The organism is Kribbella orskensis (genome assembly GCF_004342085.1).
GTDB classification, from domain to species: domain Bacteria; phylum Actinomycetota; class Actinomycetes; order Propionibacteriales; family Kribbellaceae; genus Kribbella; species Kribbella orskensis.
In genome coordinates this window covers 467,442-489,330 of the sequence record NZ_SLWM01000003.1, presented here as the reverse complement: position 1 = coordinate 489,330, position 21,889 = coordinate 467,442, and the positions used below count along the sequence as shown (strand labels likewise).

Annotated in this window: 25 protein-coding genes; 14 read left to right on the top strand and 11 right to left on the bottom strand. The window is 68.9% G+C overall.

Translation table 11 applies throughout. The features are described 5' to 3' along the window. Nucleotides 1-58: 58 nt before the first annotated feature. On the bottom strand, nucleotides 59-826 hold the full coding sequence (locus EV644_RS11235; RefSeq protein ID WP_132191730.1) for an SDR family NAD(P)-dependent oxidoreductase: 768 nt from the start codon (nucleotides 824-826) through the stop codon (nucleotides 59-61). Between the two features lie 233 nt (nucleotides 827-1,059). On the opposite strand from EV644_RS11235, the gene EV644_RS11225 reads away from it, so the two are divergent. Together EV644_RS11225 and EV644_RS11220 are read left to right on the top strand one after the other, a co-directional pair. Then, nucleotides 1,060-1,989 carry a UbiA prenyltransferase family protein gene (locus EV644_RS11225; RefSeq protein ID WP_241998872.1) on the top strand — a complete coding sequence of 310 codons (930 nt, stop codon included), beginning with the start codon at nucleotides 1,060-1,062 and terminating at the stop codon, nucleotides 1,987-1,989. Nucleotides 1,990-2,026: 37 nt separating this feature from the next. Next, nucleotides 2,027-2,713 (top strand): 2OG-Fe(II) oxygenase, encoded by a 687-nt coding sequence (locus tag EV644_RS11220; protein WP_132191731.1) that lies wholly within the window; start codon nucleotides 2,027-2,029, stop codon nucleotides 2,711-2,713. On the opposite strand, the gene EV644_RS11215 is transcribed toward EV644_RS11220, so the two are convergent. After that, complete coding sequence (locus tag EV644_RS11215) at nucleotides 2,666-3,154, bottom strand: MarR family winged helix-turn-helix transcriptional regulator (RefSeq protein WP_132191732.1); 489 nt, start codon at nucleotides 3,152-3,154, stop codon at nucleotides 2,666-2,668. The genes EV644_RS11220 and EV644_RS11215 overlap by 48 nt on opposite strands. 48 nt (nucleotides 3,155-3,202) lie before the next feature. On the opposite strand from EV644_RS11215, the gene pip reads away from it, so the two are divergent. Continuing rightward, nucleotides 3,203-4,153 (top strand): prolyl aminopeptidase, encoded by a 951-nt coding sequence (gene pip / locus EV644_RS11210; protein WP_132191733.1) that lies wholly within the window; start codon nucleotides 3,203-3,205, stop codon nucleotides 4,151-4,153. Nucleotides 4,154-4,239: 86 nt separating this feature from the next. Further along, nucleotides 4,240-5,055 (top strand): phytanoyl-CoA dioxygenase family protein, encoded by an 816-nt coding sequence (locus EV644_RS11205; protein WP_132191734.1) that lies wholly within the window; start codon nucleotides 4,240-4,242, stop codon nucleotides 5,053-5,055. A gap of 81 nt (nucleotides 5,056-5,136) precedes the next feature. Here the strand turns inward: EV644_RS11205 and EV644_RS11200 are convergent, their stop codons facing one another. Further along, the gene (locus EV644_RS11200) at nucleotides 5,137-5,634 is read right to left on the bottom strand and encodes a VOC family protein (RefSeq protein ID WP_132191735.1); all 498 of its coding nucleotides are present in this window, start codon (nucleotides 5,632-5,634) and stop codon (nucleotides 5,137-5,139) included. Between the two features lie 52 nt (nucleotides 5,635-5,686). Then, on the bottom strand, nucleotides 5,687-6,334 hold the full coding sequence (locus tag EV644_RS11195) for a TetR/AcrR family transcriptional regulator (RefSeq protein ID WP_199239746.1): 648 nt from the start codon (nucleotides 6,332-6,334) through the stop codon (nucleotides 5,687-5,689). 104 nt (nucleotides 6,335-6,438) lie between these two features. On the opposite strand from EV644_RS11195, the gene EV644_RS11190 reads away from it, so the two are divergent. After that, nucleotides 6,439-7,368 (top strand): NADP-dependent oxidoreductase, encoded by a 930-nt coding sequence (locus EV644_RS11190; RefSeq protein WP_132191737.1) that lies wholly within the window; start codon nucleotides 6,439-6,441, stop codon nucleotides 7,366-7,368. 33 nt (nucleotides 7,369-7,401) lie between these two features. Here the strand turns inward: EV644_RS11190 and EV644_RS11185 are convergent, their stop codons facing one another. Beyond that, nucleotides 7,402-8,370 (bottom strand): helix-turn-helix transcriptional regulator, encoded by a 969-nt coding sequence (locus EV644_RS11185; RefSeq protein WP_132191738.1) that lies wholly within the window; start codon nucleotides 8,368-8,370, stop codon nucleotides 7,402-7,404. An 88-nt stretch (nucleotides 8,371-8,458) separates the two neighbouring features. Here EV644_RS11185 and EV644_RS11180 point away from each other — a divergent pair, with 88 nt between their 5' ends. Both EV644_RS11180 and EV644_RS11175 read left to right on the top strand, forming a co-directional pair. Continuing rightward, a complete protein-coding gene (locus tag EV644_RS11180; RefSeq protein ID WP_132191739.1) occupies nucleotides 8,459-9,433 on the top strand; it encodes an ATP-binding cassette domain-containing protein in 975 nt (324 codons plus the stop codon). Further along, entirely contained in the window at nucleotides 9,430-10,242 is an 813-nt protein-coding gene (locus EV644_RS11175) for an ABC transporter permease (protein WP_132191740.1), read from the top strand. The genes EV644_RS11180 and EV644_RS11175 overlap by 4 nt, the downstream gene beginning before the upstream one ends. 309 nt (nucleotides 10,243-10,551) lie before the next feature. Here EV644_RS11175 and EV644_RS11170 read toward each other — a convergent pair whose 3' ends face one another. From EV644_RS11170 to EV644_RS11160, 3 genes are all read right to left on the bottom strand, one after another. Then, the gene (locus EV644_RS11170; protein WP_199239745.1) at nucleotides 10,552-10,983 is read right to left on the bottom strand and encodes an SRPBCC family protein; all 432 of its coding nucleotides are present in this window, start codon (nucleotides 10,981-10,983) and stop codon (nucleotides 10,552-10,554) included. A gap of 125 nt (nucleotides 10,984-11,108) precedes the next feature. Beyond that, a complete protein-coding gene (locus EV644_RS11165; protein WP_132191741.1) occupies nucleotides 11,109-11,648 on the bottom strand; it encodes an anthrone oxygenase family protein in 540 nt (179 codons plus the stop codon). Beyond that, entirely contained in the window at nucleotides 11,645-12,490 is an 846-nt protein-coding gene (locus EV644_RS11160) for an NAD(P)H-binding protein (protein ID WP_132191742.1), read from the bottom strand. The genes EV644_RS11165 and EV644_RS11160 overlap by 4 nt, the downstream gene beginning before the upstream one ends. 92 nt (nucleotides 12,491-12,582) lie before the next feature. Here EV644_RS11160 and EV644_RS11155 point away from each other — a divergent pair, with 92 nt between their 5' ends. Then, a complete protein-coding gene (locus EV644_RS11155; protein WP_132191743.1) occupies nucleotides 12,583-13,518 on the top strand; it encodes an AraC family transcriptional regulator in 936 nt (311 codons plus the stop codon). Between the two features lie 19 nt (nucleotides 13,519-13,537). Here EV644_RS11155 and EV644_RS11150 read toward each other — a convergent pair whose 3' ends face one another. Continuing rightward, a complete protein-coding gene (locus tag EV644_RS11150; RefSeq protein ID WP_199239744.1) occupies nucleotides 13,538-14,245 on the bottom strand; it encodes a dienelactone hydrolase family protein in 708 nt (235 codons plus the stop codon). Between the two features lie 33 nt (nucleotides 14,246-14,278). Then, a complete protein-coding gene (locus tag EV644_RS11145; protein ID WP_132191745.1) occupies nucleotides 14,279-15,514 on the bottom strand; it encodes an MFS transporter in 1,236 nt (411 codons plus the stop codon). A gap of 81 nt (nucleotides 15,515-15,595) precedes the next feature. Between EV644_RS11145 and EV644_RS11140 the strand changes: the two genes are divergently transcribed. The 6 genes from EV644_RS11140 to EV644_RS11115 all read left to right on the top strand — a co-directional run bounded on the left by EV644_RS11140 (nucleotide 15,596) and on the right by EV644_RS11115 (nucleotide 20,580). Further along, nucleotides 15,596-16,498: a LysR family transcriptional regulator gene (locus EV644_RS11140; RefSeq protein WP_132191746.1), complete on the top strand. Its 903-nt coding sequence runs from the start codon at nucleotides 15,596-15,598 to the stop codon at nucleotides 16,496-16,498. A 148-nt stretch (nucleotides 16,499-16,646) separates the two neighbouring features. Next, a complete protein-coding gene (locus tag EV644_RS11135) occupies nucleotides 16,647-17,723 on the top strand; it encodes an ABC transporter ATP-binding protein (RefSeq protein ID WP_132191747.1) in 1,077 nt (358 codons plus the stop codon). Between the two features lie 117 nt (nucleotides 17,724-17,840). Beyond that, complete coding sequence (locus tag EV644_RS11130) at nucleotides 17,841-18,260, top strand: protein-tyrosine phosphatase family protein (protein WP_132191823.1); 420 nt, start codon at nucleotides 17,841-17,843, stop codon at nucleotides 18,258-18,260. 145 nt (nucleotides 18,261-18,405) lie between these two features. After that, complete coding sequence (locus EV644_RS11125; RefSeq protein ID WP_199239743.1) at nucleotides 18,406-19,029, top strand: TetR/AcrR family transcriptional regulator; 624 nt, start codon at nucleotides 18,406-18,408, stop codon at nucleotides 19,027-19,029. 123 nt (nucleotides 19,030-19,152) lie between these two features. Beyond that, nucleotides 19,153-20,142 carry an alpha/beta hydrolase gene (locus EV644_RS11120; RefSeq protein ID WP_132191748.1) on the top strand — a complete coding sequence of 330 codons (990 nt, stop codon included), beginning with the start codon at nucleotides 19,153-19,155 and terminating at the stop codon, nucleotides 20,140-20,142. 42 nt (nucleotides 20,143-20,184) lie between these two features. Next, nucleotides 20,185-20,580, top strand: coding sequence for a RidA family protein (locus tag EV644_RS11115; protein ID WP_132191749.1), 396 nt, complete (start codon nucleotides 20,185-20,187; stop codon nucleotides 20,578-20,580). Here EV644_RS11115 and EV644_RS11110 read toward each other — a convergent pair. Continuing rightward, nucleotides 20,564-21,880, bottom strand: coding sequence for an FAD-binding oxidoreductase (locus EV644_RS11110; RefSeq protein ID WP_132191750.1), 1,317 nt, complete (start codon nucleotides 21,878-21,880; stop codon nucleotides 20,564-20,566). The genes EV644_RS11115 and EV644_RS11110 overlap by 17 nt on opposite strands. Nucleotides 21,881-21,889 lie beyond the last annotated feature (9 nt).

Below are 21,889 nucleotides of genomic sequence, written 5' to 3'. Positions count from 1 at the left end.
GATCGGAGTACCTGGTCAGGCATAGCGACGGAGGAGCGGCGTGGGGCGGAGTACCTGGTCAGGCGTAGCGGATGCCTAGGCCGCCGTCTACGGACCAGTTGGCGCCGGTGACGAAGGCGGCGGCGCCGGAGGCTAGGAAGCAGACGACTTCGGCGACGTTCTCGGGGGTGCCGATGCGGCCGAGGGGGTGGACCTGGAGGGCGGAGTCGCGGGCGCCGGGGATGGTGTCGAAGAACTCCTCGAGCAGGTCGGTGCCGATGAAGCCGGGGCTGACGGCGTTGACGCGGACGTCGTGCGGGGCGACGTCGAGGGCGAGGCTGCGGGTCATGCCGACCAGGCCGGACTTCGCCGCGGCGTACGGGAACATGCCGGCCGTGGTCAGGTTCGAGTGGATCGAGGCGATGTTGACGATCGAGCCGTGCCGGGCGGCGATCATCGCGGGCAGCACCTGGCGCGCCATCAGCCAGGCGCCCTTCAGGTCCACGTCGAAGACGCTGTCCCACTCCTCGACGGTCATCTGAGTGGCATCCGCGTAGGCGTTCTTGCCGGCGTTGTTGACGAGCACGGTGATCGGCTTGCCGAGTTCCTCGGTCAGCGAGGCGACGGATCGGCGGACAGAGTCCTCGTCGGTGATGTCGCCGACCGCGGCGGCCACCGTCGCGCCGGTCTTCCTGATCTCCTCGGTGGTGCCGGCGAGCTCATCAGCCAGTATGTCGAGCAGCGCGACCGCGGCGCCTTCCTCGGCGGCCTTGGCGGCTACTGCGCGGCCGATGCCCCGAGCGGCGCCGGTGACCAGCACGACCTCATCCGTCAGACGTCCAGACACTGCTGCCTCCTCCATCGGTGTAGAAGCACCCTAGTGCCCTTAGATCCCCGCTTTGGCGGCTGCGGCGGAATCTCTCGCATACTGTTCGGCGGCTGCCCGCGACTGCGGCTGCCGCAGCAACACCAACTGGTGGGTGTTCTCGACCACAGTCCACGCTGGGTGGGACCTGCGAGTGAGACGACTCACCCGGTGGAGGGAGGACGCCGGACCAGTGCGGGAGCAGGGTGGGTCTCGTGACCACAGTGGTGGGACCGAGGGTTGCGGCGCCGGCGAAACGCTCGACCGGTGCGCGGATCAAGGACGTGCTGGCGGTGGGTCGCCCGGCGTTCTGGGTGGTGTCGGTAGTTCCTTATTACGTAGGGATTCTGCTGGCCACGCACCGGTTGGTGCCGGCCGTCGAGGACTGGCCGCGGTTGCTGGTCGGCGCCGTGGTCATGGGTCCGCTGCTCTGGCTGGCGGTGCTCGCGATCAACGACGCGTACGACCTGCCGGGCGACCTGCTGAATCCTCGGAAGTCGAAGTCACCGCTCCTGGATGGCCGCGTCACGCTCAAACGCGCCAAGCAGCTCGCGATCGCCGCCGGGATTGCCTCGATCGCAGTGGGCCTGCTCGTCGGCGTCGTGTTCACCCTCGGTGTCGTGCTCGCCCTGGTGCTCGGCTGGGCGTACAGCGTGCCGCCGGTGCGGCTCAAGACCCGGGCCGGGTTCGATGTCGCCGTGAATTCCCTTGCCCTGGGCACCTTCGGCCCACTGGCCGGCTGGGCCGCGGTGAACCCGGACCTCAGCGACTTCCCGTGGCTGATGGCGTTGCAGGGCACGTTGGCCGCGATCGGGCTCTACCTGCCGACCACGCTCGCCGATCTCGAGGCGGATCGTGCCGCGGGCTACCGGACGATCGCGGTGCGCCTCGGCGCGAGTACGACGTACCGGCTGGGCTTCGCGTTCTGGATCGCGGCCGCCGGGCTGTCCGTCGTACTGGCCGCGCTCGATGCGGTGATTCCGCGGAGCATGCTGGCGCTGGAGATCGTGATGGTGCCGGTGCTCGTCGCGGCGTACCGGCGGTTGATCGGGCCGGGGATGACCTTCAAGGGCGTCGTCGTGCTCGCGTCGCTCTTCCTGTTCCCGTGTGGGACGTTCGCGCTGACCTACACCGGGGTGCTGTGAGCACTCACACGTCCCGGTCGCAGGCCGTTCTACAGGTATGGACTTCGACTGGCAGAAGCTGACCGCGGAACTCGACGAGCACGGCTGCGCGCTCACGCCACCCCTGCTCACGCCCGAGCAGTGCACCGAGATCTCCGGCCTGTACGACGAAGTGCACCGGTTCCGCTCCACGATCGACATGGCCCGCTACCGGTTCGGCTCGGGGCAGTACCGGTACTTCGACCACCCGCTGCCCGAGGTGATCGCCGAACTGAGGGAGGCGTTCTATCCGCACCTGCTGCCGATCGCGCGCGACTGGGCCGCGCGACTCGGGCGATCCGCGCCCTGGCCGGACACCCTCGATGAGTGGCTCGACGCCTGCCACCAGGCGGGACAGGTCAAGCCGACGCCGATCCTGCTCAAGTACCAGGCCGGCGACTGGAACGCACTGCATCGCGACCTGTACGGCGACCTGGTGTTCCCGCTGCAGGTGGTGATCGGGCTGGACCGGCCGAGCGTGGATCACGCCGGCGGCGAGTTCCTCCTGGTCGAGCAGCGGCCGCGCGCGCAGTCCCGCGGTACGGTCACGTCCTTGCCGCAGGGGCACGGGCTGATCTTCACCACTCGCGACCGCCCGGTGAAGTCCGCGCGCGGCTGGTCCGCGTCCCCGGTGCGGCACGGCGTGAGCACGGTCCGGTCAGGACTCCGCCACACGCTGGGGCTGGTTTTCCATGACGCCGCGTGAGCTGATCCGTTCCTGGAAGGACCGACGCGAGACCGCGGCAACCACCTCGGCCAGGACCTGACCGAGCGGCACGGACAGTTCGCCGTCCAGCTCGGCCATCGCGGCAGTGGTCGCCTTCCACTCGGCCTCGATGGTCGGCAGCAGTTCGCGCGTCTTGTCGGTGAGGTGCACGATCCGCTGCCGGGCGTCCGAGCCGGGTTGCAGGGTCACGAATCCGGCGCGCTGCAACTGCGCGATCGTCTGGCTCGCGGCCGAGTGCGTCACGCCGACCGCCGTCGCCAGGTCGCGGATCGACAACGGGCCCTCGGCAACGATCGTGCGGACGATCGGCGAGAAGCGCGGCCGGTACTCCGGCAGGCCGAGGTCCAGGTAGACCTTCGCCACGTCCCCGTCGAGCAACTCGAGCACGTGCCGTAATTGGGTGCCGATCGCGCCGTCCATGGTAGTAATCTAACAGCACTGTTAGATCTGACACGACGGAGGCCTTCGATGTACCCGGCGGACACGGAACCGTACGACCACGGCATGCTCGACGTCGGAGACGGCCAGCTCGTCTACTGGGAGGTGTGCGGCAACCCCGACGGCAAGCCCGCGGTCGTGCTGCACGGTGGACCCGGCTCCGGGGCCCGGCCGTTCTGGCGCGGCTACTTCGACCCGGCGAAGTACAAGGTGGTGCTGTTCGACCAGCGTGGCTGCGGGCGCAGTACGCCAGACGCCGCCGAGCCGGACGCGGACCTCAGCACCAACACCACCTGGCACCTGGTCGCGGACATCGAGCAGTTGCGCGAGCACCTCGGCATCGAGAAGTGGCTCGTCCTCGGGGCATCGTGGGGAGCCACGCTGGCCTTCGCGTACGCCGAGCAACACCCGTCGTCGGTCTCCGAGATCGTCCTGTTCAGCGTCACGAGCACGACTCCCCGCGAGGTCGAGTGGATCACCCGGGACATGGGCCGCATCTTCCCCGAGGAGTGGGCTCGCTTCCGCGACGTCGTACCGGAGAACGAGCGGGACGGGAACCTGGCCCTGGCCTACTCCCGCCTGCTGCACGACCCGGATCCGGCTGTCCGCGACCGGGCGGCCCGGGCCTGGTGTGAGTGGGAGGACACCCACGTCGCCACGTACTCCGGTTACCAGCCGGATCCGCGCTACGAAGACCCCGTACTGCGACTCCGCTTCGCGCGGCTGGTCTCGCACTACTGGGGACACGCGGCCTGGGTGGAAGACGGCGCACTGCTCCGCGACGCCGGGAAGCTGGCGGGCATCCCCGGAGTACTGATCACCGGCCGGCTCGACATCAGCAGCCCGCCGGACACCGCGTGGCATCTGGCCCAGGCCTGGCCCGACGCCGAGTTGCACATCGTCGGGGACGCCGGCCACGGGGCCAGCAGCGCGAGTGTTTCCGACCTCGTGCTGGCCGCGATCGACCGCTTCGCCGGCTGACTCAGGCATCGCCGTCGGCCGGACCGGCGGCAGAAAAGTTGATCGCTCATCTTTACAACGATTAAGGGTCCCAGGACCCTGTTGGGATGACGGTGACCCGGACTGATCTCGAGTCGAACTACAGCCTCGACCGCTACGCGATCGCGCGGTTCGCCGAGCACGGGTTCGTCAAGCTGAAGAACGTGCTCAGCCCGGAGACCATCACGCAGTACGAGCCGGAGATCACCGGCAAGGTGATCGAGTTGAACACGCAAGACCTGCCGCTGGAGGAGCGCGACACCTACGGCAAGGCGTTCCTGCAGGTGATGAACCTGTGGCAGGACAGCGAGCGGGTGCTGGAGTTCGTCTCGTCGCCGCGGCTGGCCCGGGTCGCGGCGCAACTACTCGGCGTCCGATCGGTTCGGCTGTACCACGATCAGGCGCTCTACAAAGAGTCCGGCGGCGGGGTGACGCCGTGGCACGCGGACCAGTACTACTGGCCGTTCGCCACGGATCGGTGTGTGACCGTATGGATCCCGCTGCAGGAGACACCGCTGGAGATGGGGCCACTGGCGTTCGCCTCCGGGAGTCACACCTTCGAGCACGGGCGGGACTTGCCGATCAGTGACGAGTCCGAGCGGGTGCTGCAGGAGGCGCTGGCCGAGCAGTCGTTCCCCGAGGTCGTCGAGCCGTACGAACTGGGCGAGGTGAGCTACCACCTCGGCTGGACGTTCCACCACGCGGCGCCGAACGGTACCGACGTACCGCGCCGGGTGATGACGATCATCTACGTGGACGCGGCGATGGAGATCGCGCCGCCGGCCAACAACTTCCAGGAAGCCGACCTGGCCGCGTGGCTGCCAGGCAACGCGGCCGGCGAGACGATCTCGTCCCCGCTGAACCCGGTCCTGTACTCCGGCTGACCTGCTCGACTCCGGCTGACCCCTGCTCGCCCCTCGCCTAGCCTCCCTCAGCACCCCGCCCGCGGCTGACGGTCGCTTACCTTAGCGGCGACTGCGCATCTCGGCGTCGAAGGAGTCCTGCAGCGCCTTCATCGCAGCCGCCTCGGCAGGATCCGCGAACAACTCGGGCAGCGTCGCCGGATCGACGTCGTACAGGTGGGTCTGGAGCCACCAGATGTTGCCCTGCGGGTCCTTGATCCGGCAGCCGCGATCGCCGACGATTCTCGACGTGGTCAGCTCGGTCACCACCGTCGCACCCGCCTCCAGGGCCCGCGCCAGCACCCCGTCCACGTCGTCGACGTACACACTGAGCAAGCTCGGTGTAGCCGGCCAGTCCGGCCGCGCGTCGAACGCCATCAGTACCGAGTCGCCGACCGTGACCTCCGCGTGCCCGATCGTCCCGTCCTCGTTGAAAACCCGGAATGCCTTCTCCGTCTCGAACGTGCTCTCCACGAACTCGAGCCAGGCTGTGGCGCCCCGGACGGAGACGTACGGCGTGACAGTGCCCTTACCACCGGGATTGTTCGATTTCGTCGTCATGCCTCGAGTCTTCCAGCGGAAGAGGACAACTTGTGTCCTCTACCTCCGCCGGTCAGGCGCACCCGCTGGTTCGGGTGAGGGTGCGCATTGCGGCTAGGACCTGGCGGTCTGTGGGGGCGGGTGTGGCCGGGGTGGCACCCGCGGCGCGGAGACCGTCGAGGACATAGGAGAGATGGCGCCGCCAGGCGGTGGGTGCGGCGTCGGCCGTTCGCTGGATCAGGCCGGCGCCCGCCATGAGGATCAGTACTACGTCCGCGTGGCCGAAGTCGGCGCGCAGGACACCCGCGTCCCGGGCGTTGTCGATCAACTGGTTGAGGTTGTCGAATGCGACCCCGCGGAGCTCGGCCAACTCCCCCTTGCCACCGATCGACGCGGTGAGCAGATCGGCGAGAGCGCGGTTGCTCGCCTGGAGCTCGCCCAGGAAGACCAGGTGTCCAGCGAACGCGCTCCACGGGTCGGGCTCGGCCAGGGCGCGTTCGCTGGCGTCGACGACCTGCCGGAGGGTGTCAAGGAAGACCGCCGCGATCAGGTCCCGGCGGACCGGGAACCGGCGGTAGAGGGTGGCGTTACCAACGCCCGCGCGACGGGCGATCTCGTCCAGGGGCGCGTCGAGGCCGCGCTCGGCGAAGACGGCCCGCGCGGTTTCGACCAGCAACTGGCGGTTGCGCTCGGCATCGGCCCGCAGGTTCTCGGTCGGCATGGGGTCCAGCATACGGGGCTAAGTGGGGAGTGTTCCCCGATTGGTGGTACCGTCGGAACTAAGTAGGGACCAGTCCCCGGTTAAGACTTCGAAGGTGGCTACAGATGGCACGCGCATTGGCGATTGCGGAACGCGACGAGAAGCCCGCGATCCAGGAAGTACCGGCCCAGATCCCCGAGGCGGGTCAGGTCCGGGTCGCGGTCGAGGCGGCATCGGTGAACGGGATCGACGCGGCGACGGCGGCGGGGTACCTGTGGGATCTGATGCCGCACACCTTCCCGGTCACCCTGGGCCGCGACTTCGCGGGCCTCGTGCAGGCGGTTGGCGATGGTGTGACGAATGTCCAGGTCGGCGATCGGGTGGCCGGGGTGATCACCGGGATGGCTCTGGGCAAGGGTGCTATCGCCGACAGCGCGACGGTCGACGCCGGCACGACTGCCGTGATCCCCGAAGCGGTCAGCTCGGCCCAGGCGGCCGGGCTCGGCCTTGTCGGTCTCACCGCGACCGCTCTGCTCGACGCCCTGAAGCTCACAGCCGATGACACAGTCCTGGTGTCCGGCGCGACCGGCGGTGTCGGAGCTGTCGCGGTACAGCTGGCCGCGGCGACCGGGGCGAAGGTGATCGGTACGGCTCGTCCCGGAGCGGCCGAGTTCGTTCGCGGGCTGGGCGCGCACGAGGTCGTCGACTACACCGCTGACCTCGGCGCCGCTGTCCAGGTAGTGGCACCGGACGGCGTGACCGCAGTCGTCCACGCGGCCGGCGACCCCGCCACGTTGGCCGGGGTTCTGCAGCCGGGTGGACGTCTGGCGTCAGCGCTGGGCGCGACCCCGGAGCAGGCCGGTCGCGACGACGTCACCGTTCTGACGGCGATGGCGGACGCGACCAGCGAGCAACTCACGAAGTTGCTGGAGGCAACGGCCAACGGCAGCCTTCAAGTCCCTGTCTTCCGCACCTACACCTTCGACGAGGCACACCAGGCCGTTACCGACTTCGGCAACCACAAACTCGGCAAACTGGTCATCATCATCCGTTGATCCGCACCCTGGGCACACAGCTTGCGGCGGGCGCTAGGACGCGGCGGAGGTGTAGCGGCCGGCCAGGCTGATGGCCGCCTCCTTCAGTTCGGATGGGCCGACGAATTCGAGATCGGTTTCGAACATGCCGAAGGTGGCGGCCAGGCCGGTCCAGGACCAGCCGTTCAGCGTGAGGCGGCAGGACGTCGGGGTGACCTCTTCCACGAGGGCCTCGCGGCCGGCCCAGCGGGCGATGTCCGAGGCCTTCGCCTGCAGGATCGCCGTACCGCGGCACGGCCACTGGTCCCGGCTCTGGAAACGACTCGAGATGTACGTCGCGACGTCGGGCGCGGGGAGTTCGCGCGGGGTGAAGCGCGGCCCTGTCGGCGTCTTCGGCAACATCCGGTCCACCCGGAAGGTGCGCCAGTCGTCCCGCTCGAGGTCCCAGCCGACCAGGTACCACCGGCCGCCCCAGGTCACCAGGTGGTGCGGCTCGACCCGGCGCGGCGGCACCCACTCGTCCTCTGACGCTCCAGGGGACTCGTAGTCGAAGGGCAGTACCTCGCGGGCGCGCAGCGCGGTACCGATCGCGATCAAGTGCTCGGAGTCGACCTTGATCTGGCGCGAACCGGCGTACCGGTCGACCGTGGTGACCTGCAGGGCGTCGACCCGTTGCCGTAGTCGCGCAGGCATCACCTGGCGAACCGTGGCGAGCGCGCGCAGGGCACCTTCCTCGATGCCGGTCACGGTGGTCGTCGCGGTCTGCAGCGCGACGGCGACCGCGATCGCCTGGTCGTCGTCGAACAGCAGCGGAGGCAGATCGGCGCCCGCGTCGAGGCGGTAGCCACCGTCGGGGCCCTTGGTCGCGCGCACCGGATAACCGAGGTCGCGCAGCCGGTCCACGTCGCGGCGGACCGTGCGCGGGCTGACTTCCAGCCGTTCGGCCAGCAGCGCGCCCGGCCAGTCGCGGCGCGCCTGGAGTAGGGACAGCAGCGAGAGAAGTCGAGCCGAGGTTTCGGACATGCCTTCAGATTGCCACGAGTAACGGCCAGAATCTGTCCTCTACTCCTGGAAATGTCGTCCCCAGGAACCCCGACGAAGGAGACGACCCGTGATCAGCACCCGAGAGCTCACCAAGGACTTCGTGGTGAGCCGCACCGAGACCGTGCACGCGGTCCGCGGCATCAGCATGGACGTCGAACCGGGCGAACTCGTCGCGGTGCTCGGCCCCAACGGCGCCGGCAAGACCACCACGCTGCGGATGCTCACCACCCTGATCGGCCCGACCTCCGGCACCGCGAAGGTCGCCGGGTACGACGTCGCCGCGGAGCCCGGCCAGGTCCGCCGGCAGATCGGCTACGTCGGCCAGGGCAACGGCGCCGGGCACTCCCAGCGGGTCAGCGACGAGTTGTACGGCCAGGGGGTGATCTACGGCCTCGACCGGCGCGCGGCACGCCAGCGCGCGGAGGAACTACTCGAGTCGCTCGAGCTGAAGGACCTCGCGCGCCGCAAGGTGTCCGAGCTGTCCGGGGGTCAGCGCCGACGGCTGGATGTCGCGATGGGCCTGGTGCACGCGCCCGGGCTGCTCTTCCTGGACGAGCCGTCGACCGGCCTCGACCCGCAGAACCGTGCGAACCTGTGGGATCACATCCTGCGGATGCGCGAGCAGTACTCGATGACGATCGTGCTCACCACGCACTACCTGGACGAGGCCGACTCGATGGCCGAGCGGGTGGTCGTGGTGGACCACGGCGAGGTGATCGCGGACGACACCGCCGATGCCCTGAAGGCGAAGCTGGCCGGCGACCTGCTCCAGCTGACCGTTGCCCCCGGCAACCTGCAGGAGCTGGCCCGGCTGGCGGACAAGTTGCCCGGCGCGAAGGATCTGGTGGCCGAGGGCGACCGGGTCACCGTGTGTGTCGTGGACGGCCCGGCCGCGTTGCCCGAGCTGATCACCGCCGCCCAGCACGCCGGCGTACCGGTCGCGACCGCGCAGGTGCACCGGCCGACGCTGGACGACGTCTTCCTCAACCTCACCGGCCGCAGCCTGCGTGAGGCCGACTCCACCGGAAAGGCCGCAGCATGACCACCCTGACCGTTTCCTCCGTGCACCTCGGTACGCCGGAAGCCGGGCGGCGCAGTCTGCTCCGCGACACCGGCATCGTGATGACCCGCGAGCTGAAGCCGGTACTGCGGGACCCGTTCTCGTTGCTCTTCGGGATGATCCAGCCGCTGATCTTCCTCGGCCTGTTCGGGCCGCTGCTGGCCGGGTCGATGGGCGGGTCGCTCGACGGCGGCGTCTGGCAGTGGTTCGTGCCGGCGATCCTGGTGATGACGACGCTTTTCGGCACCTCGGCGACCGGGGCGAACCTGCTCTTCGAGTTCCAGACCGGGGCGCACGAGCGGATGATGGTGACGCCGCTGAGCCGGTCGTCGCTGCTGGTCGGGCGGGCGCTGAAGGAGATGGTCCCGCTGCTCGGCCAGGCGGTGATCGTGATCGCGGTGATGGTGCCGTTCGGCTTCGACCTGCACCTGGACGGCGCGATCCTCGGGCTCGCACTCCTGGCGGTGTTCGGGATCGGGCTGGGCTCGTTCAGCTACGCGCTGGCGATCGCGGTACGCAAGCAGGACTGGATGTTCTGGGTGGTGCAGCAGACGTTCCTGTTCCCGCTGATGATCCTGTCGGGGATGCTGCTGCCGCTGGAGACCGGGCCGGAGTGGATGCGGGTCGCGTCGAAGTTCAACCCGCTGTCCTACCTGGTCAACGCGGAGCGTGCGCTGTTCTCAGGTGATGTCGCCTCGACGGCAGTGCTGTGGGGCTGGCTCGCCGCTCTGATCACCGTTGCCCTCGGGCTCACCGTCGGCATCCGGACGATGTTGCGCTCGGCAACCTGAGGCTGCGGCGCTAGCGGTGCTTGGCTGCTAGGAGTGTGGCGTTTGTCGTGAGTTTCAGGCGGCCTGTGCGAGGTGTTCGTGGTCGATGCGGCTGCGGACGTGGCAGTCGATGGTGGCCAGTGCTTGTCGGATCTCGCTGGTGCTCTGGGGGTTCGCTGCCTCCTCTGGGGGTTACCCCACTGCTCTGACAATGGGCGAACCCCCACAGCACGGGCAGAGCACACTCTGCGGCTGCGCGGGCGGGGTTTCGCGCCCTCCGGGGGTCCGCTAGCGGTGCTTGGCCGCTTGGAGTGTGGCGTTCAAGCACCGCTAGAGCTTCTGGAGGGCGTCGTGCATGCCCTGCTCGGCCTCGTCGCCGAGCTTCTTGAGCTGGCCCTTGAGCAGCGGCTGGGCCAGGCGGGTCATGCCCTTGAACTCGAACTCGGCGCGATACGTCACCTCGGTCCCGCCACCGGCCGCGCGGAACGTCATCGTGTCGAGCGCGGTGACGGTCTTGTTCTCCCCGCGCAGCTGGAAGATCCGGCCCGGCTCGAGCTGCTGCACGACGTACTCGAGCTCGGTCTCACGACCCGCGAAGGAAGAGGTGTTCCGGTACTTCGTCCCCGGGCCGCCGTCGCCTTCGACCCTGACGGTCCGCACGGTGCCGGGATCCCACTCGGTCGTCGTCTCGAAGTCGGCCAGATAGCCGAACACCGCCTCGACCGGCCGATCCACGGTGATGACGCGCTCGATGGTGATCACCTCGCCAACGCTACCGGCCGCACAAGTTTCGCAGAACCTTCACCGATCGATGTTGGCTCACCTGCTGGTCCATCGTTCGCGCCGCCCCTCGCCTCGTCGACTTCAGACCACAATCGCGCGACGGATCAGTACCGCGGATGTTGCAAGGACGTCTGGTGCTCAGCTGGACCCGAGCTGGTCTGGCTACCCGAGCCGGCGTTGAGCGCGAGACCGAAGGCGATCACCGCGAGCAGGCAGGCCACCGCGCGGACGTTGTTGGCCGGGTTCCACTTCGCCAGGTAGTTCAGCCACTCGGCCGCTCCCTCGGCGGAGTTCGGGTCGAGCGCGGCCAGCTTGTCGTTCAGCGGGATGTTGACCGCGAAGCTGAGCACGATCACGCCGACCAGGTAGAGCGCCGCTCCGGCCAGCAGCCACCACCGTCCGGGACTGTCCCGGACGAACGCCAGCACCGCGAGCGCCAGGCAGATCAGCGCCGTCCCGAGGAAGATCAACAGGAAGAGCGGGTTCTGGATCCTGACGTTGATGAGGTTCATCGCGGTCGCGCCCTGGCCGGGTGGCATGCGCTCCAGTGAGCTCATCACCGTGGTGCCGAAGGCGAAGAGCAGCCCGCTCATCAGGCCCACCCCACCGAGTGCGGCCAGGGTGAGGATCTTGGTGAGGTTCATACCGACCACACTCCCGTCTTCGCGGTCTCCCGCGCCCAGTCCGCGAAGTCCCGCGGCGCCCGGCCGAGAATCTGCTGAACTCCTTCCGAGACGTACTCCGAGCGGTGGTTGCGGATCACCGCGAACAGGTCGCGGACGGACTCCGCGTCCTCCCGCGGTACGCCATACTCGACCATCTCGGCGACGTGCTGCTCCGGCTCGAGGTCGACCGAGGTGATTGGCCGGCCGGTCGCGGTGGAGAGCTCGGCCGCCACCTCGGCCATGGTGAGCGTGCGCGGCCCGGACAGCGAGTAGGTCTCGCCGGTGTGCCGCTCGTCGAGCAGCGCGGCGGCCATCACGTCGCCGACGTCGTTCGTGTCGATCCAGGCCTCGGCGCCGTCGCCGGCCGACAACCGGATCTCCCCGGCCTGCACGTAGTCGAGCATGAAGTCCTCGCTGAACCCCTGCATGAACCACGCGGGCCGGACGATGGTCCAGTCGGCGCCACTGTCCTTGACCGCGTGCTCCAACTCGAGGCCGCTCTCGTAGACGGCGAACTCGCGGCCCGGGCTGCCAACACCCCGGCCGGACAGCAGAACCACCCGGCGCAGTCCGTCGGACGCCGCCTGCTGGATGAACTTGCCCGCCTGCGCAAGCCCGGTGGGCCCGACCGGCGGAGCCAGGTACGCCGTGTCGATGCCGGCGACCGTGCCGGACCAGGTGTTCTCGTCGTACCAGTCGAAAGGCCGCTCGCTCGAACGCGAGGCCAGCCGGACCGGGATCTGCCGGGCGTCGAGCTGCTCGACGACGCGGCGTCCGGTCTTGCCCTTACCACTCAGGATCAGAATCGGTGTGTTTGTCATGGCTTCAGTCCATCGCGAACGGATGAGACAAACCATGGTTGTCTGGCGCAATTCCATGTCTGTACGTCTCAGCCTGGGGTAGGCTGACCGCCATGGACGTCCTCGACGATCTGCTCGCCGGCACCCGGGCGCGGGGCGGTGTGTTCAACCTGACGATCATGGATCCGCCCTGGGCGCTGGACATCCGCGACGCCGCGCAACTGGCGCTGGCCACCTTGGTGCGCGGGTCGGCGTGGATCTCCCGCGCCGGGCTGCAGCCGGTCCGGATGGAGGAGGGCGACGTCGCGGTGATCGTCGGCCCCGAGCCGTACGTCGTCGGCGACGAGCCCGGCACCCAGCCACAGTTGCGGATCCACCCGGGTGGCATCTGCGAACCGTTGCCCGGGGCACCTATCGACTACAGCGCCCGGCTCGGGGTCCGCACCTTCGGCGGTCGCCCCGAGGGCGCCGCGATGGTTGTCAGCGGCACCTACCAGCTCGAGGGCGACGTCGGCAGGCGGTTGCTCGCGGCCCTCCCGCCGGTGCTCGTGGTCCCGGCGGCCGAAGTCGCCGGGCCGGTGATGGAGATGGTGCTCGGCGAGATCCAGCGGGACGAGCCGGGCCAGCAGTCCGTACTCGACCGGTGGCTCGACCTGGCGCTGATCACCACGCTGCGGGCCTGGTTCGCGCGGCCGGAATCGCACGCCCCGGGGTGGTACCAGGCGCAGAGCGACCCGGTCGTGGGCCAGGCCTTGCGCCTGCTGCACGAGGACCCGGCGTACCCGTGGAGCGTTGTCGAGCTGGCCGATCGCACCGGGGTGTCACGAGCCAGCCTGGCCCGGCGGTTCAGCGGGTTGGTGGGGGAAGCGCCGATGGCCTACCTCACCGGCTGGCGGATCACCGTCGCCGCGGATCTGTTGCGCGAGACCACGGACACGGTCGAGTCGATCGCGCGCCGCGTCGGCTATGCGAACGCCTTTGCTCTGAGCGTCGCCTTCAAACGCGTCCGCGGCACCAGCCCGACCGCGCACCGCCGCGCCGCCGCCTAGCTGGATTCATGCTGCAGCCTCAGCTGGTCGTGGCGTCGATGAAGGCCAGCGCCTGCGGCCAGGAGAGCTTGAACGCCTCGGCGTTGACCTCCTGGTCGTGGCGGCCGCGATCCGAGAACCCGTGATCCGCGCCCGGGTAGAAGTGCGTGATCGTGGCACCGGTCGACCGCGCCTGCAGCGCAGTCTGGACCGCCTCGAAATCAGCCACCGGCACGATGGTGTCGGCGCTCGGGTAGAGCACCATCACCGGGGCGGTGACCCCGCCCACCTCGGCGACCGTGTCGTACGAGTGCTGCGGCGCGAGCTTGGACGGCACGGTCGGGTGGTACGCGATCACGTTCGCCAACCGGTGCTCCCTGGCCCCCAGCAACAGAGCGAGCCGTCCACCCAGACACCAGCCCATCGTGCCTGCCTGCTGACAACCGAGTTCACCCAGAAGGTGGTCCAGCAGCGCGACCTGCTCGGCGAGAGCGGTGTCGTCGTTCATCTCGCGCAACAGCCCTGACAACTCCTCCCGCGTCGAGTTGTCGGTGCTGCGGCCCTTGAACGGGTCCCACACCAGCGCGGTGATCCCCCGGCCGGCGAGCTCGTCCGCCCAGTCGCGGACCTGCTCGCCGATGCCGGTGATCATCGGCAGCAACAACATCCCCGGCCCGCCCTCGACACCCTCCGGCCTGGCCAGATATGCGCCGAGATCTCCCACCCTGACAGTCGCCGTCTCGATCATGACCCGCACGTTAGCCGACCGCCTGGGCGTGCGTCAGGCCCGCTGGGCCTTGAGCATCCGGAGACCGGCGAGGTTGACGAGGACCAGGATGATGGCGGCGAAGACCAGCAGCGCGACCTGCTCCGGGAGCACGGCGATCCCAACGCCGATCGCGAGCACCGGCAGCGCGAGTCCGGCGTACGCGATCAGGAAGAGGGCGGCGAGCACCTCGCCGCGCGAACCCGGGTCGGCCAGCGACGCGGCGGTCGCGACGGCGCCCCGGAAGACCAGACCGACACCCGCGCCGGCGACGACCCCGCCGATCACGAACAACCACAGGCTGGGGATCAGCCCGCCGACGGCGATCCCGACCAGACCGGCGGACATGGACGCGAGCCCGAGCCGCAACTGCTGCTGCCTCGCCAGCCGCACGAACGCCACCTGACTGGTCGCACCCGCGATGAACACCACGAACGTCACCACCCCGGCGAGCAGCCGCGAGGTGTGGTGCAAGGTGCCCGCCAGGAACGTCGGCGCCAGCGAGGTGAACAACCCGAAGATCGCGAAGGCGGCGAACGCCCCGGCCGCGGTCGCGAAGAACAGCGGCTTGGCGTCGGCCGGCAGTGCCACCCGCTGCGGCCGGTACGCCGGACGCTCCTCCCGTCGTTCCACGGTCTCCGGCACGAGCGCGATCCCCAGTGCGCTGAGCAGCAGCAGGACCAGGAACAACTCGTACGGCCGATCCAACGGCGCCGACCCGTACTGCGCGAGCAGGCCACCCACGAGCGGGCCGAACGCCAGACCGCCGAGGTTCACCATGCTCGAGATCAACGCCGACCTGCTCCCGTCCTCCCGAGGCCGGGCGATCTGCCGGAGCTCGGACAGATGCGCGGTCGCTGTCGCGGTCAATACGCCGACTCCGACGCCGGAGACGAATCGCGCGAGGAGCAGACCGGGCACGTCCTGCCAGACCAGGAAGATCGCCGCCGCCAGCGCCTCGGCGAGCACCGCGAGCAGTGCGACCCGGCGACGGCCGAGCCAGTCGCTGACGTGGCCGGCGAGGTACAGGCTGGCCATCACGCCGACCGCGTAGGTGGCGAAGATGACCGTGATCATGAACGTCGGAAACCCGTCCCGGCGCTGGTAGATGGCGTAGAGCGGGGTCGGGACGGTGGAGAACGCCATCGTGATCAGGAACGCGGCGGCGATCATCCAGAACCCTGTGCTGTGGGCGAACCGCACGGGCGAGCCCGCCTTGTCGAGCGCACGGGGGCCGGAGAGAGTTGTCATGCTTCTAGACTCACTCGCCGGATCTATCGAGTCCAACGAATCTTCTTGCATCGTGTTATCGCTCTGATCGATAATTCAGTCGTGGACTCGAGACAACTGGAGTACTTCGTCGCCGTCGCCGAGGAGTTGAGCTTCACCCGCGCGGCGCAACGGCTCTTCACGGTCCAGTCCACCGTGTCCGCCGCGATCCGCGCGCTGGAGGCGGACCTGAAGACCACGCTGTTCGACCGATCCACCCGACGGGTCACCCTGTCGGATGCCGGCCAGGCCCTGCTGCCCGAGGCGAAGGCCGCGCTGGAGGCCATCGATCGGGCTCGCGCGGTGGTCGAGGAGGCCTCCACCGGACTTCGCGGCAACGTCCGGATCGGCACGATGACGAGGCTCGGCCTCGTCGATCTGGCCGAACTGCTCGGCGCCTTCTACCAGCGCTACCCGCTCGTCGAGGTGCAGGTGACGACCTCGCCGACCGGTTCCAGCGGACTCGCCGACGACGTCAGGCACGGCCGGCTCGACGTCGCTCTGGTCGGCTTGAACCGCGCGGACCTGCCCGGGCTCGAAACGCGCGAACTGGCGACCGTGCCGTTCGTCGTCCTGGTTCCCTCGAACCACCGGCTGGCGGGGAGAGGGGCGATCCGGTTGGCGGACCTGGCCGGCGAGCGATTCGTGGACATGCTGCGGGGATTCGGCAACCGGACCACGGTCGACCGGGCCTTCGACAACGCCGGTCTGCCGCGACGGGTGCAGGTGGAGGTGCCGGACCTGACCACCGTGCCGGACTACGTGCGCGCCGGGCTGGGCGTCGCCGTCATACCGGAGCTCGACCAGGACGAGGCGGCCGGCGTGACGCGGCTGCGGATCACCGACACGGATCTCAGCTGGACGTTGTCCGCGGTCACCCCCAGCGGCCGGCGCCCGAGCCGGGCGGTCACCGCCCTGCTCGACCTGATGACGGCCGCCATCCACCCCGGTAGCACCTATTTGTAGGGAGATCCGGCAGCGGTGGGAATACTGAGGCGGCAATCATTGTTGATACATCACCAAAGGGATCCACCCTCGGTAAGACACCCATCCTGGGCGCCTTTGCAACGGATCGTCCGGCACGTTCCTGCCGGCGAAGGAAAGGAAGCGCGACATGGCAACTGTCTCGTTCAAGGGAGCTACCCGGGTCTACCCGGGCACTGAAGCCCCGGCCGTCGACAAGCTCGACCTGGACATCCAGGACGGCGAGTTCATGGTCCTGGTCGGTCCCTCCGGTTCCGGCAAGTCCACCGCGCTGCGGATGCTGGCCGGCCTGGAAGAGGTCAACGAGGGCTCGATCTACATCGGCGACCGTGACGTCACCAACAGCCCGCCGAAAGAACGCGACATCGCGATGGTGTTCCAGAACTACGCCCTCTACCCGCACATGTCGGTCGCGGACAACATGGGCTTCGCCCTCAAGATGCAGGGCATCCACAAGGAGGAGCGCGCCAAGCGCGTCCAGGAGGCGGCCAAGCTGCTCGGCCTGGAGGAGTACCTCGACCGCAAGCCGAAGGCCCTCTCGGGTGGTCAGCGTCAGCGTGTCGCGATGGGTCGCGCGATCGTGCGTGACCCGCAGGTCTTCCTGATGGACGAGCCGCTGTCGAACCTCGACGCCAAGCTGCGGGTCCAGACCCGCACCCAGATCGCCGAGCTGCAGCACCGCCTGGGCGTCACCACGGTCTACGTGACGCACGACCAGATCGAGGCCATGACGATGGGCGACCGGGTGGCCGTGCTGAAGGACGGTCTGCTCCAGCAGGTCGACACCCCGCTGAACCTCTACGACGCCCCGCAGAACCTCTTCGTGGCCGGCTTCATGGGCTCCCCCGCGATGAACCTGATCGAGGCCGAGATCACCGACGGCGGCGCGAAGATCGGCGACTACGTGGTCCCGATCGAGCGCTCGCTGCTCGCCAAGGCCGGCGACGACAAGACGCTGATGCTGGGCATTCGCCCGGAGGCGTTCCACCTCGCCGACGAGGGTGTGCCGGTCCGGGTCGCCGTGATCGAGGAGCTCGGCTCCGACGCGTACCTCTACGGCAGCGCAGAGCACACCACCGGCCAGCAGATCATCGCCAGGATCGGCACCCGGATGCACGCCGAGAAGGGCGCGCTGGTCCACCTCGCCCCGCAGCCCGACAAGCTGCACCTGTTCTCCACCTCCACCGAGCAGCGCCTGACCGCCTGACAACGGCCGACGCACGACCCGCAGTACGGCCTCCAGGCTCGACACGTACTGCGTACCCGGCCCCGGACGATTCTCCGTCCGGGGCCGTGGTGCGTCTACGGTGATCCGGTGACGCATATGTGGGAGGTCGGTGAGCCTGGGATCGTGCGGCTGCCCTCGGGGCGGCTGATCCGCGGACGTGGGCTGCGAAACCCGTTGCCCGTCGGGCAGACGCCGACCTTCGGGGTCTACCTGCTGGGCAAGGAACCGCCCGGGGTCAGCTGGGCGTCGCGCTGGCTCCGCTGGCCGGACTTCCGCCTTCCGACCGACGACGCCGAGGCGCGGGCGGTCCTCGTGGAAGTGCTGGAACGCGCCGACACCGACCGGGTGGAACTCGCCTGCGGCGGTGGTCGGGGTCGCACCGGCACCGCCCTCGCCTGCCTCGCCGTGCTCGACGGGGTCCCCTCAGCCGAGGCAGTGGAATTCGTGCGCCGCAACTACGATCCGAAGGCCGTCGAGACCCCCTGGCAGAAGCGCTACGTCCGCCACTTCGCTTGATCCCGTCCTGCGGGTCAGGCGCGGGTGGCTCCACCGCCGCGCGGCGTTTCGGCGTACCGGGATCCGCCAGCGAAGAGAGCAACGCGTCCGCGAGCCGGTTCGACGCGAGCCGAGGGTAGTCGGCGACCTCACGGATACTGGCGCAGTGGAGGTCTCTGAGCAGGGAATGGGCGAGCGAGCGGGCTACCGGCGATCGGCAGGGTCGGCGCGCGGCGAGGCCCGCCGCCGCGAACTGCTCGACCGGGTGACCGACGACCTCGGCGTCAACGGGCTGGTCGACTTCTCGCTCCGGCGCGCGGCACGTGCGGCCGGAACGACCCACAAGGTGCTGCTTTACCACTTCGACGGACCCGAGGATCTGCTCACCCAGGCGGTTCTGCAGCTGCGCGAGCGGCGGATCAGCAGAAGCATGGCGGCTGCTGCCGAAGCTCTGGCCGGCCCGACGCTCGCCGCCCGGGTCCAGGCGATCTGGCCGATCCTGATCGGCGAGGAGTCCTGGGTTCTCGACCAGGCGATCGGGCTGGCCATGTACGACCCCGCCCGGTACGCCGAGCTGGCCCGGAACGCCTCGAAGCAGTACCTGCCGTCGCTCTTCTCGCTCTGCCCCGAGCACTGGCCCGACGATCGGAAGCTCGAAGTGGCGGAGATGATCCTCGGCACCCTGCGGGGATTCCTGGTCGAGTGGCGGACCAGCGGCGACGGTCCTGGTATCCAGGCCGGCTTCAACGCACTCGTTCGCGCCCTGGACCGCGAAGAGGCCGCCCCCTGAGCGCCGCCGCCCGCGTTTCGTAGTACTGCGGCGGCGCGGTCCGGCGTACGGGCATGGACAGTTTGCGAACCGCGTGGTTCACTTCTAGGCAGGGGTCTAATCGGACAGAGGATCGGTGGGCGGATGCGCGAGAAGGTTCGGTTCGTCAGTGGGGACGTCGAGTGCGTCGCCTGGCACTACCCGGGGACGAACGGTGGTTGTGTGGTGATGGCCGGCGGGTTCGCGGTCACGAAGGAGCCCGGCACCGACAAGTTCGCGGAGCGGTTCCACCAGGCCGGGTTCTCCGTGCTGGCCTTCGACTACCGGCATCTCGGCGAGAGCGGCGGTCAGCCGCGCCAGGTCGCCCGGGTGCGCGAGCAACTCGCGGACTGGCAGGCCGCCATCGCCTTCGCGGCGACGTTGCCCGAGGTGGACCCGGCGAAGATCGCCGTCTGGGCGTTCTCCCTGTCCGGCGGCTACATCTTCCAGGTCGCGGCGCGGAATCCGCACCTCGCGGCGGCGATCGCGCAGACGCCTAACGCGGACGGCCCGGCGGCTTCGCGGAACGCGATCCGGTACCAGAAGCCACTGGCGATGCTCCGCTTCACGGCCCGAGGCATCCTCGACGCAATCGGCAGTCTGGTCGGCCGCCGCCCGCTGCTCGTGCCGTTGGTCGGTCAGCCAGGCACGGTCGCGCTCCTCACGACGCCGGACGCCATCAGTGGCGGCGATCTGGCGCTCAACCCGGACAACAAGTACTCGGACTGGCAGCAGGAGGTCGCCGCCCGCTCGGCGCTCAGGGTCACGCTCTATCGGCCCGGCCGCTTCGCATCTCGGGTGCAGGTGCCGCTGATGGTGCTCGTCTGCGACCAGGACAAGTCAGCCCTCGCCGAGCCCGCCGCGATCGCCGCGCAGCGCGCACCCCACGGCGAGTTGGTCCGCCTGCCCGGTGGTCACTACGAACCTTTCCTCACCGCCCATCAGGAAGCCGTCGAAGCCGAACTCGCCTTCCTTCACCGCCACCTCCTGGAAGACAAGCCCCTGCCGGCAGTTGGTCAAGAGCTCTTCCTAGGTGTGCGGCCACCTGAGGTCGATGTCAACGACATCATCATCCGCCTGACGGCCCAAGGCTGAAATGCCGTTGACGGTGGTCGGGGGGTGGCGTTTGCTCGGGGTGTGACGATCGAGCGCACCAATCCCCCGGCCCTGCACGCGACACCCGGCTATCACCACGTGACCAAGGTGACCGCCGACCAACTGATCTTCCTGGCCGGCCAGTGCCCGCTGAAGGAGTCGGGCGACCTGGCCGACGGTGGACTCGAAGGCCAGACAGAGCAGGTGATCCAGAACATCCTGGTCGCCCTCGAGTCGGCAGGCGCCAGGCCGGCTGACGTAGTACGGACCGTCATCTACGTCGCCAGCCCGGTCCGCGAGCAGCTCAGCGCAGTCTGGACCCAACTGAACGCCTCCCCTCTCGCGCCCGCCTTCACCTCGGCCAGCACCCTGCTCGGCGTAGCCCAACTCGGCTTCCCCGGCCAACTCGTCGAGGTCGACGTCACTGCTGCCCTGTAACCGGGTGGTTCGGCTGGAGTAGGTGGTGAGGGTCGTAGTGGGTCTTCAGTTTGGTGAGTCGTTCGTAGGTGGGCGGGTCAAAGGCGGCTCGGGTCTCCTCCTGGTCGAGCGGGGCGAAGCTGAAGTTGAGGAACCGGCCGATCACGTGGTCGGTCCAGGGCTCGAGGATCCGTTGGTGCCGAGCGGTCACGTCGCGCTTGCCTGGTGACAGGACGGTCAGCGAGTACGCCGCGTCGCGGTGGCTGACGGCATTCGGAATGGCGGGCGGCTGAGCGAGTGCGCCGCCGAGATGGCGGATCCCGATCACGCACATCGCTTCTGCGGAAGGGCCTGCCAGCTTCGGGATCGTGGCGAGTGCCTCGGCGTCCAAGGTGTTCAGCAGCACGTTGTGGGAGCGGTAGGCGTCGGGACGTTCGGGCTCGGCGAAGATCCTGCCCGACTCGGTGTAGGGCAGTTCGCCGACGGTGTCGAGAAGCGGCTTGCCGAGCTCTCTCAACGTCTGGACGAGTTCCTGGCCTGCTCCGAGCACGCTGAGTTGGAGTTGCGCGACGTGCTTGCCGCGGAGGGGTTCGGGGACCGGCGGGATGTCGGGGAACACCAGCACGGCCACGGCTGAAGTCACCTCGTCCGGAACCGTCCGGGTCCACTCGCGCCAGGTGTCGAGCACGCCCGGCGCCTGGTTCAGGTCGTAGTACAGGCTGCCGCCGTAGAGAGTGGTGACGGGGAACAGGTCGATCTCCAGGCCGGTGACGATGCCGAAGTTGCCGCCACCGCCGCGGAGTGCCCAGAACAGGTCGGGGTCTTCCTCGGCGTTGCGGAGTTCGCCGTCTGGCGTGACGATCTCGATGCGGCGTACATGGTCGGCGGCGAAGCCGAAGCGCCTGGCCATCAGGCCGAGGCCGCCGCCCAGTGTGTAAGGGATTGCGCCGACGCCAGGGAAGCTGCCGGACAACGGGGCTAGGCCGTGCGGGGTCGTCGCGTCGATCACTTGCTTCCAGGTCGCGCCCGCCTGGATCCACGCCGTCTGGTTCTCCGGATCGACGGTCACTGCGTCCAAGCGGCCGGTGGTGATCAGCAGGCCGCCGTCGAGCGGCCTGGTGTGACCGTGGCCGCTGGCTCGGGCTGCCACCTTGAGCCCGTGCTTCAGGGCATAGCGGACTGCCGATCGAACGTCCTGCGGAGTCGTTGCGCCGACGATGCGCTCCGGCTGGTGCGGTGCGAGTCGCTGAAAGCCGAGTCGCTCCTCCTCATAGCCGTCGGTCTCCTTCGTCCACACCGGTCCTTCGATCTTCGTAGTCATGGCTCCGAC